This window comes from Enterococcus sp. HMSC061C05 (assembly GCF_001814765.1).
GTDB lineage: Bacteria > Bacillota > Bacilli > Lactobacillales > Enterococcaceae > Enterococcus_B > Enterococcus_B lactis.
The window spans coordinates 45176-60207 of record NZ_KV817724.1 but is presented as its reverse complement, the minus strand read 5'-3'; the positions used below and the strand labels follow the sequence as shown (position 1 = coordinate 60207).

11 protein-coding genes are annotated in these 15032 nt (G+C 37.6%); 7 read left to right on the top strand and 4 right to left on the bottom strand.

Features of this window, described 5'->3' with window-relative positions; translation table 11 throughout:
- Positions 1 to 321: 321 nt before the first annotated feature.
- Together HMPREF2988_RS01430 and HMPREF2988_RS01425 are read right to left on the bottom strand one after the other, a co-directional pair.
- The gene (locus tag HMPREF2988_RS01430) at positions 322 to 2016 is read right to left on the bottom strand and encodes an oleate hydratase (RefSeq protein WP_002292503.1); all 1695 of its coding nucleotides are present in this window, start codon (positions 2014 to 2016) and stop codon (positions 322 to 324) included.
- A 56-nt stretch (positions 2017 to 2072) separates the two neighbouring features.
- Complete coding sequence (locus HMPREF2988_RS01425; RefSeq protein WP_002287569.1) at positions 2073 to 2201, bottom strand: hypothetical protein; 129 nt, start codon at positions 2199 to 2201, stop codon at positions 2073 to 2075.
- 440 nt (positions 2202 to 2641) lie between these two features.
- Here HMPREF2988_RS01425 and HMPREF2988_RS01420 point away from each other — a divergent pair, with 440 nt between their 5' ends.
- Both HMPREF2988_RS01420 and HMPREF2988_RS01415 read left to right on the top strand, forming a co-directional pair.
- Positions 2642 to 3007, top strand: coding sequence for a DUF1622 domain-containing protein (locus HMPREF2988_RS01420; RefSeq protein ID WP_070769866.1), 366 nt, complete (start codon positions 2642 to 2644; stop codon positions 3005 to 3007).
- On the top strand, positions 3004 to 3369 hold the full coding sequence (locus HMPREF2988_RS01415) for a DUF1622 domain-containing protein (protein WP_002292507.1): 366 nt from the start codon (positions 3004 to 3006) through the stop codon (positions 3367 to 3369). Before HMPREF2988_RS01420 ends, HMPREF2988_RS01415 begins: the two co-directional genes overlap by 4 nt.
- Before the next feature lie 160 nt (positions 3370 to 3529).
- Here the strand turns inward: HMPREF2988_RS01415 and HMPREF2988_RS01410 are convergent, their stop codons facing one another.
- On the bottom strand, positions 3530 to 4957 hold the full coding sequence (locus HMPREF2988_RS01410) for a helix-turn-helix domain-containing protein (protein WP_070769865.1): 1428 nt from the start codon (positions 4955 to 4957) through the stop codon (positions 3530 to 3532).
- Between the two features lie 469 nt (positions 4958 to 5426).
- Here HMPREF2988_RS01410 and tdc point away from each other — a divergent pair, with 469 nt between their 5' ends.
- From tdc to HMPREF2988_RS01390, 4 genes are all read left to right on the top strand, one after another.
- Positions 5427 to 7262: a tyrosine decarboxylase gene (tdc, locus tag HMPREF2988_RS01405; RefSeq protein WP_070769864.1), complete on the top strand. Its 1836-nt coding sequence runs from the start codon at positions 5427 to 5429 to the stop codon at positions 7260 to 7262.
- 306 nt (positions 7263 to 7568) lie between these two features.
- Positions 7569 to 9047: an amino acid permease gene (locus HMPREF2988_RS01400; protein ID WP_070769863.1), complete on the top strand. Its 1479-nt coding sequence runs from the start codon at positions 7569 to 7571 to the stop codon at positions 9045 to 9047.
- Positions 9013 to 10344: an amino acid permease gene (locus HMPREF2988_RS01395; RefSeq protein WP_070769862.1), complete on the top strand. Its 1332-nt coding sequence runs from the start codon at positions 9013 to 9015 to the stop codon at positions 10342 to 10344. Before HMPREF2988_RS01400 ends, HMPREF2988_RS01395 begins: the two co-directional genes overlap by 35 nt.
- A 112-nt stretch (positions 10345 to 10456) precedes the next feature.
- On the top strand, positions 10457 to 13009 hold the full coding sequence (locus HMPREF2988_RS01390; RefSeq protein ID WP_070769861.1) for an HAD-IC family P-type ATPase: 2553 nt from the start codon (positions 10457 to 10459) through the stop codon (positions 13007 to 13009).
- A gap of 6 nt (positions 13010 to 13015) precedes the next feature.
- Here the strand turns inward: HMPREF2988_RS01390 and HMPREF2988_RS01385 are convergent, their stop codons facing one another.
- The gene (locus tag HMPREF2988_RS01385) at positions 13016 to 14455 is read right to left on the bottom strand and encodes a global transcriptional activator MafR (RefSeq protein ID WP_070769860.1); all 1440 of its coding nucleotides are present in this window, start codon (positions 14453 to 14455) and stop codon (positions 13016 to 13018) included.
- 143 nt (positions 14456 to 14598) lie between these two features.
- Here HMPREF2988_RS01385 and HMPREF2988_RS01380 point away from each other — a divergent pair, with 143 nt between their 5' ends.
- On the top strand, positions 14599 to 14961 hold the full coding sequence (locus HMPREF2988_RS01380; RefSeq protein WP_002315996.1) for an MmcQ/YjbR family DNA-binding protein: 363 nt from the start codon (positions 14599 to 14601) through the stop codon (positions 14959 to 14961).
- The last annotated feature ends 71 nt before the right edge of the window (positions 14962 to 15032 follow it).

The following is a 15032-nucleotide window of genomic DNA, read 5'->3' as shown; positions in this document are numbered from 1 at the left end:
GCAAAAATGTGAGGAACCATTTTCACAAAAATTTTCTTAATACTCGAAATTAAACGTCTTTTTCACAACCTCTTGGTAAACGGTGTTCAAAAGCCAGTTTCTCGGTATTAAGCCAAATTTATGTAAAAATGTGAGGAACCAGTTTCACAAAATTTTTCTTAATACTCGAAACTAAACGACTTTTTCACAACCTCTTGATAAACGGTGTTCAAAAGCTTGCATCTGCGGTAATAAGTCCAACCAAGTCAAAAACATAAGTAGCTGTTTTTGCTTGGCTGTTCTTATTACTTGATGCAAGGCAGCTTTTTCACAACCTCTTGATTATTCAAACATTTTTTTTGCGGCACGAGCTAGAGTAGGGATGTCTTTGTCGTAACGCGGTGTTTTGACAAGACGGGACATAGGGATGCCCGCAAAATGGAAAGCAGCGATTTCTCCAGAACGTACAGCACTTTGTTCAGTAAAGATCATCTGATAAGGCTGCTCAACAAATTCTCCTGTAAAGGCCAGATTGGTTGAATGCTTAGGAATGACTTTTGGTCGATCACTTTTTGCACGGTTATTAAATAATGCAGAAGCATAAGGCATATAGACAGGGATATTATTTATTACGCTGTCGAAAATCTCTGTTTCTTTTTCCCGAATATTCACTGGACCAGGATCTACTTTTGAAAGTTGTCCGATCAGTTCTTCCAACATTTCTTTTCCGTTCATCTTAATATACTGTTTATCCACAAATTCGCCACGTCGTCTTGGATAAAGGAAATAACCCCAAATAACTGTTTCATTTGGTTTTTGAGACGTAAAATGCGGTTGATGATGCACGACGATAGACATATTGACATCTTTTTGGCCTAATGGCGTGATCGGTGTAGTTGAAATAAATGAATTCAAGGCATTTCCTGGTTCTTGAGTCGTGATGCGGGTGATTTCATTCAATAACAGGTGGTTTTTCGTCGTCAGAGTAAAGCTGACCCATTCGCTCGCATCTCGATCCGCGAAAAATTTATCGGGATTTCCTAAGTTATAGAAACGTTCGCTGGCTTTTTTCCAGAGACTAGAAGCTGCACCATAGTCCATATTTTCTACAGCTGGTGTTTCGTAATCTCCCAAAGTAGCTGAATCTGTAATGGAACCATTCGTGAAAATGACCGCTGTATCTTCATCTACCGTGACATGTTCCTCTTCCTGAGTCAATGTATTAGTCATTTTCAAACCAGTGACAGTGATTTCATCTTGCATCGGTGTATCTTTGAATTCCCAGTCAGTGACACGGCGGTTCAAAATGATTTTGCAGCCTTGTTCTTTCAAGTACTCGATCAAAGGAAGCATGATACTTTCGTACTGATTGTAACGTGTTCGATTGACGCCCACTAAATGTTCGATTTGAGTAAATTCATAAATCATTTGATGCATATAGCGACGCAATTCTTGAGCAGAACTACGTGTTCTGAAAGCAAATGTTGTTTCCCACATAAACCAGAAGTTTGTTTCAAAAAAGTGTGGATCATCTTTGAAATATTCTTCGATAGTGATATTGTCTAGTTTTTCTTCTTCTGAATCAGGCATGGCAATCAGTTTAGTCAGAAGAATACGGTCCTTGTTGTTGAAGCCCAGTTTTCCGCCGTCAATGATCCCTTTACCACCTTCCATCAAACGTGCTTTGTCAAAGGTACGGTGTTTTGCATCAAAATCTCTCGTATCTTCTTCAGCAGTCATTCCTGGCTCAGTAACAGAAGGTATTCGACTTAATAGATCCATCAAATCTACATAGGTACGGTAATTAAGCATGCGACCGCCTCGAGCAATATAGCCTTTTTGGTTTTCTAATGGATGATTTTTATTCCAATATTCATCCACTACAGTGTCGGTCGGTGCACCATCATTTGAACCGTGATCATCCAATGAATAAAAGGTGATCTGATCCCCTTTCCATTTGCCTTCTTGAATCAAATAAACAGCCGCTGCCATATTGGCAATACCGGCACCAATCATTATTGCTTTACTTTTTCTCATTGTGATTCCTCCAATGTCTTCCAAGTATGTCCGTAGTGATTCAACGAAATAGGATGCTAGATGGATTCAAATTCATCATATAAATGACTGTCATCTTCGAATAGCCCTGTTTTTTTTCCTAGATATGCAGCGCCAAGGGCAAGCAAACCTAAACCGATGCCGACTTTGATTAATTTTTTACTCATGAAAAACGCCTCCTTGTTTTCTCTTTCTATATCCAAGGATAGTTCGTTTTTATGAGAATGCCAAATGATAGGGTGAGAAGAAAAAGGAATTTTTGACAAAAAAGAAGAAGTGTCTGATTTTCCTGTAATTAGTAATAGGGTAGGAAAGAAGAAAAGTTTTGAGGAGATGTATGGTTCTATTTTTAGAAATTTGGGTAAAAAAAGCGCGAGACAGTGCCACTTTGAAAAGCTGATGACGGACTAAGCCTTATTTTAACTTGCTATGTTGTTTTGGATACTTCCATGATGTATGGATGGTATGGAGGGTGAAGAATGAGAAAGGGAAGAGGAGGATTTTAGGCAAGGTGTGATCAATAAAACAACTTTTAAATAGACGAACAAGGTCTCTTTCTTTTACAATAAAAGAATAGGAACAAATCAAAAGAAAGTAGGTAGCTTATATGTTTCACTCAAATTTGATTGAATTTCTAGAATGGATCATTGCTATTTTAAATATTTGTTCTATCGGTATCTTAGTTGCTGGGATCGTTCTTGTTCTATTCAAACTTTTTGATTGGTCTCGTGTCAAGAAAAACTATGCAGAACGTAATGCTCGTAATGCAGATACAAGAAAACTGTTAGCAAGTTATATTTTGTTAAGCTTGGAAGTACTAGTCGTTGCTGATATCATCGAGTCAGTTATCAAGCCGACTTGGACAGATATTTTGAAGCTTGCACTTATTATTATCATTCGAACAGTCATTTCTTATTTCTTGAATCAGGAAATAGAAGACAAAGAGAAACAAAGAAGAGGAGAGATAGGATGACGACAGAGTTGATGCAGTTTCTTCTTCCATATTTTGAAAAACTTGTACTGGGACTTGATATTTTTGCTATCTGTTTATTGATTTGGGGAGTTTGTCTGTCGATTAAGGATTTCTTGAAATACTTATTTGTCCATACAGAAGCGAAAAACGACCGAGTCAGCGAGAACAATGCTATTAAAAAGATGTTAGGAGGTTATATACTCCTAAGTTTAGAAATTCTTGTTTCGGCTGGGATCATCGAATCGATTATCAAACCTACTTTGCAGGATATTTTCCAGCTAGCTGCATTGGTAGTTATCCGAACGATCATTTCTTATTTTTTAAATAAAGAAATCGGGCCAGTAGACGTCCCAAATAAGTGAGGTTATGAGCCCGCCGTTTATCGAGAGGTTGTTAAGAAGTGGGCAGATTCAAGGAATAAGAAGAAATTTATGAAAATTTCGGCTTATTTCCGAAGAAGTTACTTTTGGAATATTGTTTATTCAGAATAAGAGGCTGTGACATGATGTTTATCACAGCCTCTTATTTATTTTGCACAGCTGAAATGATTGCTCGTTCGATCGTATTGATTGAAATAGGAATAATATTCTCATATTGGACTGCATCCGGTGTATATAATGTACGTTCACATAACACTCGGTTCGAAGGTTGCTGTGCATACTTCTTTATATCAGATATACTTGCATAAATTGTTGGTGCAACTTGAAAATCGAAAGTAGTTACAGCTTCCAAGGCTTCCCGATAAATCAGATAATGAACATCCGAATTTGTGACGATATAAATAGTCAGACGTTCTTTTGTCAGACGGAGAATTCCACTCAATTCGATGACAAAAGCTCGCATGCAATTAGGATTGAACCGTAGATCATAAGGTAGCCGTTTGGTCCAACTGGAAAAAAGTGTTTGGACGTCTTTATATAAATTTGCCTGTTCCTCATTTAGAAGATAAAATTTTTCCGGCATGAATAATTGATAGTTATCCCAAGCCGAACGCATCAAATGAATCAGCGCACGTTCAAATGGCTGATTCCCGAGTAATTCTTGATGGAAATGAGTTTCAAAGGTAGCAACTAGTTCTTTTATTTCGGGAGTATTATCAATAAACACTTGGTGTAGCTGTTGAAAATCTTCCGCAATCAACTGATAAGAATGGAAACCATAATTACAAAGATTGAACAGTGTTAAAATAAAGACAAATTCTTCTTTTTTATAATATGTTTGGAAATCAGTGGTTTCCCATGCTGACTCGACATAATTGTAAATAGGACGTTTTTTGATTTCTTCGATAAATGTTGGATCTATTGTCACCGTACACAACTGTTGGCGTAAGAAACTAATAGCAAAACCAATCGATAAGATTTCTTTATTTTCTTTATCATAAAATCTACCGCTATTCTCCGTTACAGATTCAATGAAACGATCCGCACGTTCAAAAAACGATTCAGGTAGCTCCCAGGACTTAAAGCTGCCTAAACGATAAGCCACATTAAGAAGCAACAGACGTCTTTCCATTTCAGTGAATCGAGGGGAGTAGCGGTCGATTTCGATCCCACAATCATGAAAATAAGCCAATACTTGTTTTTTTAAGGAGTAAGCTTTGCTGACAGAGATGAATTCACACTCAGTTAATTGGAGATAATCAGGTTCATCTTCTTCCAAATAAAGCAGGCAAGTTTTTAAAAACAACGAATTTTGGGTCAATTGCTGCATGATCTTACATCGAGGTATATGTTCTGAAAAATATAAAGTGTAACAATCCTTTTCCCGATGTGTATAAACAATTTGTTCTTCAAATTCTTTTTTTATGTTATTGATATCATTGAGTAAAGTGGTTTTGCAAACATGTAGAAGATTGGAGAGCTTTTCTAGATTGACTTCTTTATTTACATAGAATTGTCCACATAAAAACAGCTGTCTCAAAATATTCTTCTCAATATATTCTTCAATCATAGTAAAGCCTCCATCTTGTATTTTTTTGCACAATATGGAAAATATTATGACATGTTTTCTTTTGGAAATCATCAATTAATTTCTGAAAAAACCTGTAAATTCCGTTAATAAAAGATTTTTATGTTATAAAAATTGAAAAATAAATATTTTCATTAGAAAATAGATTGTGAATTTCTAACAAGCAAAAGGAATGCAAATACAGTTGATGAATGAATGATGGTCATTTAAGTTATTTGTTCGTTTTTTTTAGACTATCCATTTTAGAAGTCTGATTTATTAAAAAATTGTTCGTTTTTCCACGTTCAATTATCAGAAAAATCCGACTTTATTTATTTTTGTTTGAAATATTCTACGTGAATTTGATGTTATAAAAAAAATTTTCTCATTTTTGGCGCTATAGTGAAGAGGTGTTACAGATAAGCACATGTATCTGCGAGACATTGACCAACGAAATATGGAGGGAAGAAACATGAAAGATATGGATATCAAGGCCGTCTTTATAGGCGACAAAGCTGAAAATGGACCAGTTTACAAAATGTTGTTGAACAAGATGGTAGATGAACATCTTGGCTGGAGAGAAAATTATATTCCTTCAGATATGCCTGCAATTAGCGAAGGAGATAAGCTAACTCCAGATTATCTAGCCACCCGCGACCATATGATAGAAGTCTTGGATGAAGTCAGTCAGCGATTACGCGCAGGATCGATCCCCTGGCATTCAGCAGGCCGTTACTGGGGACAAATGAACGCTGAAACACTGATGCCTGCTTTATTAGCTTACAATTATGCGATGCTATGGAATCCCAATAACGTTGCACTAGAATCTTCTATGGCAACTTCGCAGATGGAAGCAGAAGTAGGACAGGATTTTGCCTCACTATTCAACATGGCAGACGGATGGGGACATATTACAGCAGATGGTTCTATTGCTAACCTTGAAGGATTATGGTACGCCCGTTGCATCAAATCGATTCCTTTAGCTGTCAAAGAAGTTCTGCCTGAAAAAGTGAAAAACATGTCTGAGTGGGCTCTTTTGAATCTGTCTGTTGAAGAAATTTTGGAAATGACCGAAAGCTTTACGGATGCAGAGATGGATAAGGTCAAAGCCGCTTCTTCTCGTAGCGGAAAGAATATCCAAAAATTAGGGAAATGGCTGGTTCCTCAAACAAAACACTATTCTTGGATGAAGGCGTTAGATATTTGCGGAGTGGGCTTAGATCAGATGGTTGCTATCCCAGTTCAAGAGGATTATCGAATGGATATCAACGCTTTGGAAAAAACAATTCGTGAATTAGCTGATCAAAAAATCCCGATTCTAGGTGTGGTTGCTGTCGTAGGAACAACAGAAGAAGGACAAGTAGACAGTGTAGATAAAATCATCCAGTTAAGAGAAAAGTTAAAAGATGAAGGTATCTATTTCTATTTACATGTTGACGCTGCATATGGCGGGTACGCGCGTTCACTGTTTTTAAACGAAGCAGGAGAATTTGTGCCTTATGCTTCCTTAGCTGAATTCTTTGAAGAGCATCATGTATTCCACCATTACGTAACGATCGACAAAGAGGTATATGAAGGATTCAGAGCTATTTCAGAAGCGGATTCTGTCACGATTGATCCGCATAAGATGGGCTATGTCCCTTATGCTGCTGGAGGAATCGTGATCAAACATAAAAATATGAGAAATATCATTTCTTATTTTGCACCATATGTGTTTGAAAAATCAGTCGAAGCACCAGATATGCTAGGTGCTTATATTTTAGAAGGCTCAAAAGCAGGAGCGACGGCTGCTGCAGTCTGGACAGCTCATCGTGTATTGCCATTGAATGTGACCGGATATGGTCAATTGATTGGTGCATCAATCGAAGCAGCTCAAAGATTCAGAGAATTTTTAGAACAATTACACTTTACTGTAAAAGGAAAAACGATCGAAGTCTATCCACTGAATCATCCTGATTTTAATATGGTCAATTGGGTATTTAAAGTACAAGATTGTGCAGATTTGAACGCTATCAATGAATTAAATGAAAAAATGTTCGATCGGTCTTCTTATATGGATGGCGATGTTTATGGTGAACGGTTTATTACTTCTCATACGACATTTACACAAGAAGATTACGGTGATTCTCCGATCCGTTTTATTGAAAGAATGGGTCTATCGAAAGAAGAATGGCAAAAAGAACAGCAAATCACTCTGCTACGTGCGGCTATCATGACTCCTTATTTGAATGATGATCGAATTTTCAATTTTTATACAAAAGAAATCGCGAAAGCAATGGAAAAGAAACTAAACGAAATCATCAAATAGAACTGATTTTTGTGTGAAAGAATAGCAAGAGACATATGGAGAACAGACAATTATTTGCCTCATCAAAACAGTTGTATTTCCCCCTGTTTTTCATATATTCCTCAGCAAGACATTCTTTTTTATAAATCTTTCTATAGTTGGTTCGTTCGTTTCACGTATCAAACCCAGTTCACTAAGTTCGTTCAATGGATGTTTCGGTGATACTGGGTTTTGTACTGAATCGATGAAGCCTTGTCACTTTTGTTCTTGAACAAAAATAAAAGAAAACGAAAAACATGTCGCTATTGAAAGAAAGAAGGAATAAAGATGAAAGATGCTGGTTCATCAAAACAAATCACGACCATGACCTTTATCGGGATGACCTGTGCCCTTGTAGCAAGTGTACGAAATATTCCAGATGTGGCAGCAACGAGCTGGACGATGATTTTTTACATGCTGGTTGCCGTATTGTTATATGCCTTTCCGATCTCATTGATCTCTGGTGAATTTGCCGGAATGTTTCCTCAAAAAGGTGGTCCAGAACTTTGGGTATCGAATGCTCTAGGAAAAAAATGGGGATTCGTTGTCTCCTGGCTGTTATGGGTCCAAATGTTTCCAGGGATGGTGATGGTTGCTTCAGCACTCGCTCCGTTGTTTGGTAATATTATCGATAATGTGCCGCTTGGGCTGAACAGCAAATTTACATTAGTTGTTATTTTAGTGGTTTATTGGATCATCACTTTTTTGAATTTAACATTCGACATGGCAAAAATCGGAGGAAAAATCGGTGTTTGGTTAGGTCTATATGTGCCTTTGACGATGATGCTCTTATTAGGGCTTGCTGCGTGGATCAAAGTTGGAATCGTACCAATCGGAACATTAGGCAATTTTTCATGGGACAAAGTAATACCAGATAGTACGACTGCATCCTCATTTGTTTATTTTGCGCCGATCATGTTTATTTTTACTGGCATCGAAATGTCCTCCGTGTATATCACTCGATTGAAGAACCCAGTGAAAACGTACATTCGTGGGGTATTTGTCGCGCTGATTTTTATATTTTTCGTCAATATTTTGAATGCTTTGGTTGTAGCAAATGTCGTACCAAAAGGTCAAATGGAATTGAATAATATCGCACAATCTATTTCGATTTATTGCCAAATTCTCGGTTTGCCGCATCTTATTGTGAATCTGTTTAGTTTGCTTGTCTTCATCGGTGTGGCCGTCCAATTATCTGCTTGGGCATCAGGACCTGCAAAGACAGTGACAGAAAGTGCTAGAAAAGGTGCGTATCCACCAAAATTCAATTTTTGGAAGACAAATCAATTTGACGTATCCAAATCCGTTATTTTGACTCAATCTGTCATTATCTCAATCTTTGCGCTTTTTTATTTGCTGATTCCTGGCGTCAATCAAGCATTTTTGATGCTGGTTAATTCAACTACTGTAATCTATTGTATCGTCTATGTCATTATGGGGATCTCGGTTTTGAGATTACGTTATACACATGCAAAGTTGAACCGTCCATTCAGAATTGGAAAAAAAGAGAACAAAAGCAATCTTGGCGTCTGGGCGGTCGTTATTGTTTTATTTGCGGCAATCGGCTTTTCTGTCGGACTGACGATGAAAGCTGGAACATGGATCAATCTAATTGCAGTCACAGCCATCAGTGTCATTTTGTTTGTAGTACCACTATGTATTGAAAAAATAAAGAAACCTTCTTGGGAACAGGAAGTCGCCATGCTGCTTGAAAAAGAAAAAGGTGAACTTGATGGAAAAACCGGCAATGAAACGGACTCTAACTAATCGAAATATCCAGTTAATCGCACTAGGTGGCGCAATTGGAACAGGATTATTCTTAGGTTCAGCAAAGGCAATTGCACTGGCAGGACCAGTTGTTATTCTCGTCTATTTGATATGCGGTGTGGCTATTTATGGCTTGATGCGGGCTATGGGTGATTTGTTTTTAGCAAATAGTAAATTTAACTCTATCAGTGATTTCATTGACTACTATTTGGGTGAAAAGTGGGCCTTTTTTGTCAATTGGACTTATTGGCTTTGCTGGCTTGGAGCTGGACTTGCGGAATTGACAGCAATAGGATTGTATATCCATTTCTGGTTTGTACATGTACCAGCTTTGATAAGCGGAGGTAGTGCATTAATGATCTTAATGGCAGTCAATCTTGTTGCCGTCAAATGGTTTGGCGAATTGGAATCTTTTTTCTCAATCATCAAGATTTTGGGGATTGTTCTTTTTATTTTATTGGGTATAGGTTTGAGCGTCTCATATTTTCATACCCAGTCTATCGGAATCAAAGCAAATTTTGGACAGCTCAATGAATTACTCCCGTTTGGCTTTGCTGGAATGATTGCTTCATTTCCTATGGTTTTATTCAGTTTTGCTGGAATTGAAATGATCGGATTAACAGTTGGTGAGACGAGTGACCCACAAAAGAATTTGAAAAATGCAATCAACTGTCTGCCTTGGCGTATCCTCTTTTTCTATGTAGGAACGATTCTGTCGATTTTATTCGTTGTTCCATGGCATTGTTTAGATTTAAAAGAAAGTCCTTTAGTCACTATGTTGCAAATGATCCATTGCCAAAGCGGGGCAGCAATCGTCAATCTGATGATTCTGGTTGCTTCTTTGTCTTCGGCAAATAGTGCGGTTTACAGTACTAGCAGGATCTTATATCAAACAGCAAAAGAAAAAAGTCTGCCCTCTTGGTTTTGTGCGCTTTCTAAGAAAGGCGTACCTTTACACGGTATTTTGATTACAGGAACGTTATTTCTTGCAGGTCTTTGTCTACATTTTTTTGTCGCTGATAGTCGATTGTTTTTTCAGCTTTTGGCAGGTATGACAACGAGTTGTTTTCTATTTGTGTGGTCTTCGATCTTATGTGCACATATTCAATTTGTTAAAGAAAAGAAACGGAACACTATACCAAGATATAAAGACCTTGCTTTGTTGGTATTTTTTGCTGCCATGGCTTTCAGCTTGTTATTCGAAAGAACGACACGTTTTATTCCTTTTTTATTAGTTATCTGGTTTGTTCTCTTAAGTTTTGTATATAAAAGAATAAGCGATAGAAATATCAATTAAGACTAAATATATCCGGCAAAACGAATTATTTCAGACTTCTCTGAAATAATCGATACGCCTGAAAGATCTCCCTACGTATAATAAAAGTATCAATTAAGTAGGAGGGGATAGGATGAACTGGTATAAATTGACGGTAGAAGATACATTGAAAAACTATCAAACATCAACAGAAGGCTTGTCGCAAGAAGAACGGCAGAAACGCCTGACTGATCAAGGATATAATGAGATAGAAGCAAGACAGCAGACAAAACGATGGAAAAAAATAGTAAAGCACTTTACTGATCTGCTGATGATCGTGTTGATCATTGCCTCTTTTTTGAAATTTGCTTCGAGCGAATACATCGAAGGAAGTATTATTTTATTCGTAGTGATCGTCAACGGACTCGTTAGTTATTGGCAAGAAAGAAAAGCAGAAGAATCGTTGAATGGTTTGAAGCAGCTGATGGGACAAGAAGCGATAGTACTATCGAACGGGATGCAAGAAAAAATTCCTGCGAAAGAACTAGTAAAAGGAGATGTCATTGTCTTACGTGCTGGAGACGTTGTTCCAGCAGATGTTCGGTTGATCGAAGTACATGATCTACTAGTGGAAGAATCGATTTTGACGGGAGAATCAGAAGCATCTGAGAAAAATCATACCGTTTTGGCAGCAGAAGAATCAATCGGTGACCAGAAAAATATGGCTTTTTCAGGAACACTTGTACAATCTGGTTCTGCAGTCGGTGTCGTTGTAGAAACAGGAAACACGACAGAAATCGGTAAAATCAATCAAGCGCTGCAATCGGTCGAACAACAGACGACGCCTCTGATCAAGAAGATCAACCGATTGAACAAACAAATTTTTCAAGGCATACTTTGTTTGATCTTGTTCTTAGTTGTTTTTACAACATTCCGCTATGGCATGGATTGGTCTATCCTTCTTTCAGCTATGATCGCTTTGGTAGTGTCAATGGTACCCGAAGGATTGCCAGCTGTTTTGACCATGATCCTATCTGTCGGAGTAAATGAAATGGCAAAAGAAAAGGCAATCATCAAAGGACTGCCTTCTGTAGAAACATTAGGTTCTATGACAGTGATCTGTTCAGATAAGACAGGGACATTGACAAAAAATGAAATGACAGTTGTGGATATAGCAGCAAAGGAAGAAACTCGCGTACTGTCTATTATGAAAAATTGTCAGGAGTTAAAGACGAAAGAAGAACAGAAAACAGAAAATTTAAGTGGCAATCCGACAGAACTTGCACTGATTCGACACACTGAAATAGCCAATCTGCCTTTGAAAAAAATAGAAGCAAAGATTCCGTTCAGCTCTGAATACAAATATATGGCAACGATGCATACGGAGGGAAAAGGAGCGGTGATTTACGTCAAAGGTGCGCCAGAAGTATTATTGGCTAAATCAACTCTTTCTTCTTCAGAACAAGAAGCATGGGGTCAAACAGCCACAGCGTTTGCGAAAAAAGGTCAGCGTGTTTTAGGATTTGCTTACAAAAAAGTAGATTCGAAACAGGAACTCACGCATGAGTCTTTAACCCAATTAACTTTTGCAGGGATTGCTGGGTTGATCGATCCGCCAAAAGAAAGTGCAGTCAAAGCTGTAAAGGAATGCCAACAAGCAGGGATCTCAGTGAAAATGATTACGGGGGATCACAAAGATACAGCAAAAGCGATCGCGGAACAAATTGGCTTAAAACATACTGCTAAAGTTTTAGAAGGGATCGATTTGGATCTTATGTCTGAAGAAGAGTTGATTCGACAAGTACCAAAAGTCGATGTCTTTGCTCGAACGACACCAGAACACAAACTGCGAATCGTGAAAGCTTTGCAGAAAAATGGAGAAATCGTCGGAATGACCGGAGACGGCGTAAATGATGCACCTGCTTTGAAAAGAGCCGATATAGGAATCGCTATGGGAATCAAAGGTAGTGAAGTAAGCAAACAGGCAGCTGATATGGTTTTAGGAGATGATAATTTCCATACGATCGCAAAAGCCGTAAAAGAAGGTCGGCGCATTTTGGATAACTTGCAAAAGACCATCAATTTCTTCTTACCAACTGCGTTAGCTCAAGGATTGATCTTGATTTGGGCGCTGATACTGAATCGGCCGCTACCTTTGTCCCCAGTACAGATTTTATGGGTCAATATGGTAACGACAATCACTTTATCTTATGCATTAGGGTTCGAGTCGCCAGATCCAGAAATCATGAAGCGTCCACCAAGAGATCCAAAGCAAGGAATCCTATCTGGTTATCATTTGTTTCGGATCATCTATGTCGCACTACTGATTATGGTTCCTGCCTATTTATTGGCTATGCAATTTGAAGGGCAAAGCTTACAGCAAACCATTCTTCTGCAAAATATCGTCTTAGCTCAAGCTGTTTACATGATCAATTGCAGAGAGTTGTCCAAGCCGTCGTTGAACCAAGGTCTTTTGCAAAACAAATCGCTTTTTCTTTCATTGGGTATCCTTGTTTTATTGCAGGGGATGGTTATTTTTCTGCCAATCGGCCAACAGCTGATCAGTACAGTAAGTTTAACGATGACACAACAGTTATTGATTGGGGCAAATGTGATTCTTCTATTCTTAGTTGTAGAAATAGAAAAAGGGATCATGAATAAACTGTTTCGCAAAAAAGAAAAAACAGCTAGAGAATTCAGTCGCTAGCCGTTACTATAAAAAAGTTTTGAAAGTGAGTTCAGTCAAACGATTGAGCTCATTTTTCGTTGGAATAGAAGAAATGTATACAATAGGGATATCTAGAGAATCCAGAGGGAAATTGGAAATCAAGATATCTGTTTTTTCAAAAGAAATAGTGGAAAGATCGGTTAGTTCGATAGGTAAGAAGCAGACACGTTTTCCCAAGTAATCTTTTAATTCCTGCTGCAAGAACGCCTTCCATGAAGGTTCTCCTTGGAAAATAAAATAGACATTGAACAAATTCGGTTTGATAGAAAAAATCGTTTGTTGGATCAGTAAAGACAAGAGTTGAAGAAAGTAATTTGGTTCATTGATTTCCATTTCTTTTTTTAGATCGTTCAGTAAATTCTCTTTCTGCTGATACAAGTGTGCATATTGCTGATCATACGTCTCTAAAAAACGATGGTATTGGCGTTCCAAAGGTTCAATCAGTATCGGCGATTCATGATATTTTAATACGAGGAGAGCCAAGTTATCAGTCAGAGATGTTTTTTTTAGTTGATCAAGAGACAGCTCTGAAGCTAGTTCCTCTACAAACGTTTCGAGGACCTCTAAAAATGGAGAATGATGCAGGCAGCGAGCGATTTCTTGTCCATAGTTATTGTTGTAATTCCAACTTTCCAGAAAGCAGAAAGAAGCAAAAGAAAGCTCAGTGTCTTTAAGATAAATACCTTCCGTTAAATACAATTTTTTCAATGCAGAGTCATACAGGGAGGAGAGTGTGCTGTTGATATGGATAGAAGAATCTAATCGGCAATTCGCTTTTATACGGATCGTATTGATAAAGAACCAACATGTTCCGAAAATCTCTTCTGTTTCAATAGCTAGTTCAGTTTGACTGAGGTTTCTTAAAAATTGAAAATAATGGGATTCATGGATCGAATAATCCTCGAAAAAATAGTTGTTATGAGTAAAAGGAATCAGCAATCGATGATAGAAAGTACGAATCGCACGCTCTTTTCCAAGAATACAAGCTGTATATTTCGTCAAATCGATCTGCAAGTCGTAACTTGCTAAACGCTGATTGATTTTAGTCACATGTCTTTTCAATGTTCCATAAGAAAGCCCATGGTCGGCTAGAAAATCAGGGACAGCAACTTTTTTTGTAAAAAGCAGATTTTTCAGCAGTTCGACACTGACTGATTGTTTGAAAAAAATCTCCCAAAGGTCATTTGTTAATAAATTTTGATGATTTTGTAAACTGATTCCTGCTTGATCGCTGAGGATGTCCCAGCCTTCGGGCAGCTGAGAGCGAATAGATTGAAGGTCAGAAAAAATCGTTCGTTCGGTTGTCCCTATGATTTCAGCTAATTCATTTACGGTTATCTTTGTATGATTCAGCAATTGTTCGACTAAAGAAACATGACGTCGAATATCTTTTTCGGTAATGATTTTTTTCATTAGTGAATACATAAATCAGACTCCCTTCTATTCTAAGAATACGGAGAAAATAAACGGTGGTCAAGTTTCAACTGATCTTTCAACCAGTATTCATTTTTCTATTCTTACGTGGTATCTTTGAATAAAGTGAATCAATAAGAAAGAGATGGAAGCAGATGCTAACGAAAAAAGAACTAATCGATCACATCGATGAAACATACAATTTGTCTCCAGAATATATTTTTAAAAAATTTCCTGATTATTGCGTATTCAGACATCAAAAAAGCAAAAAATGGTTTGGGGTCCTGATGTCTGTTCCAGAAGAAAAAATCTATGATGATGCAAGTGACCATAGGATCATCGATATCCTTGATTTGAAGGTCGATCCTGAACTTGGCGGAATTTTGCGAGGAAAAGAGGGGTATTTTCCAGCCTATCACATGAATAAAGAACATTGGATCTCTGTTGATCTACGTAAAATAGAAAAACTAGATGAACTAGCAAGTTTGATTGATGGAAGTTTCAAATCAACGCAATGAATTCTAGGAAAAATAGAGAAGAGGTTGTGACAGAAGTGTTTAGCTTCAAGAAATAAGAAGGAATTTACGAA

Coding starts and splice junctions, on each gene's coding strand:
- HMPREF2988_RS01430 (WP_002292503.1), bottom strand. CDS start 2,016: ATGAGAAAAAGTAAAGCAATAATGATTGGTGCCGGTATTGCCAATATG.
- HMPREF2988_RS01400 (WP_070769863.1), top strand. CDS start 7,569: ATGAAAGATGCTGGTTCATCAAAACAAATCACGACCATGACCTTTATC.
- HMPREF2988_RS01390 (WP_070769861.1), top strand. CDS start 10,457: ATGAACTGGTATAAATTGACGGTAGAAGATACATTGAAAAACTATCAA.
- tdc (WP_070769864.1), top strand. CDS start 5,427: ATGAAAGATATGGATATCAAGGCCGTCTTTATAGGCGACAAAGCTGAA.
- HMPREF2988_RS01385 (WP_070769860.1), bottom strand. CDS start 14,455: ATGTATTCACTAATGAAAAAAATCATTACCGAAAAAGATATTCGACGT.
- HMPREF2988_RS01420 (WP_070769866.1), top strand. CDS start 2,642: ATGTTTCACTCAAATTTGATTGAATTTCTAGAATGGATCATTGCTATT.
- HMPREF2988_RS01425 (WP_002287569.1), bottom strand. CDS start 2,201: ATGAGTAAAAAATTAATCAAAGTCGGCATCGGTTTAGGTTTGCTTGCC.
- HMPREF2988_RS01415 (WP_002292507.1), top strand. CDS start 3,004: ATGACGACAGAGTTGATGCAGTTTCTTCTTCCATATTTTGAAAAACTT.
- HMPREF2988_RS01395 (WP_070769862.1), top strand. CDS start 9,013: ATGGAAAAACCGGCAATGAAACGGACTCTAACTAATCGAAATATCCAG.
- HMPREF2988_RS01380 (WP_002315996.1), top strand. CDS start 14,599: ATGCTAACGAAAAAAGAACTAATCGATCACATCGATGAAACATACAAT.
- HMPREF2988_RS01410 (WP_070769865.1), bottom strand. CDS start 4,957: ATGATTGAAGAATATATTGAGAAGAATATTTTGAGACAGCTGTTTTTA.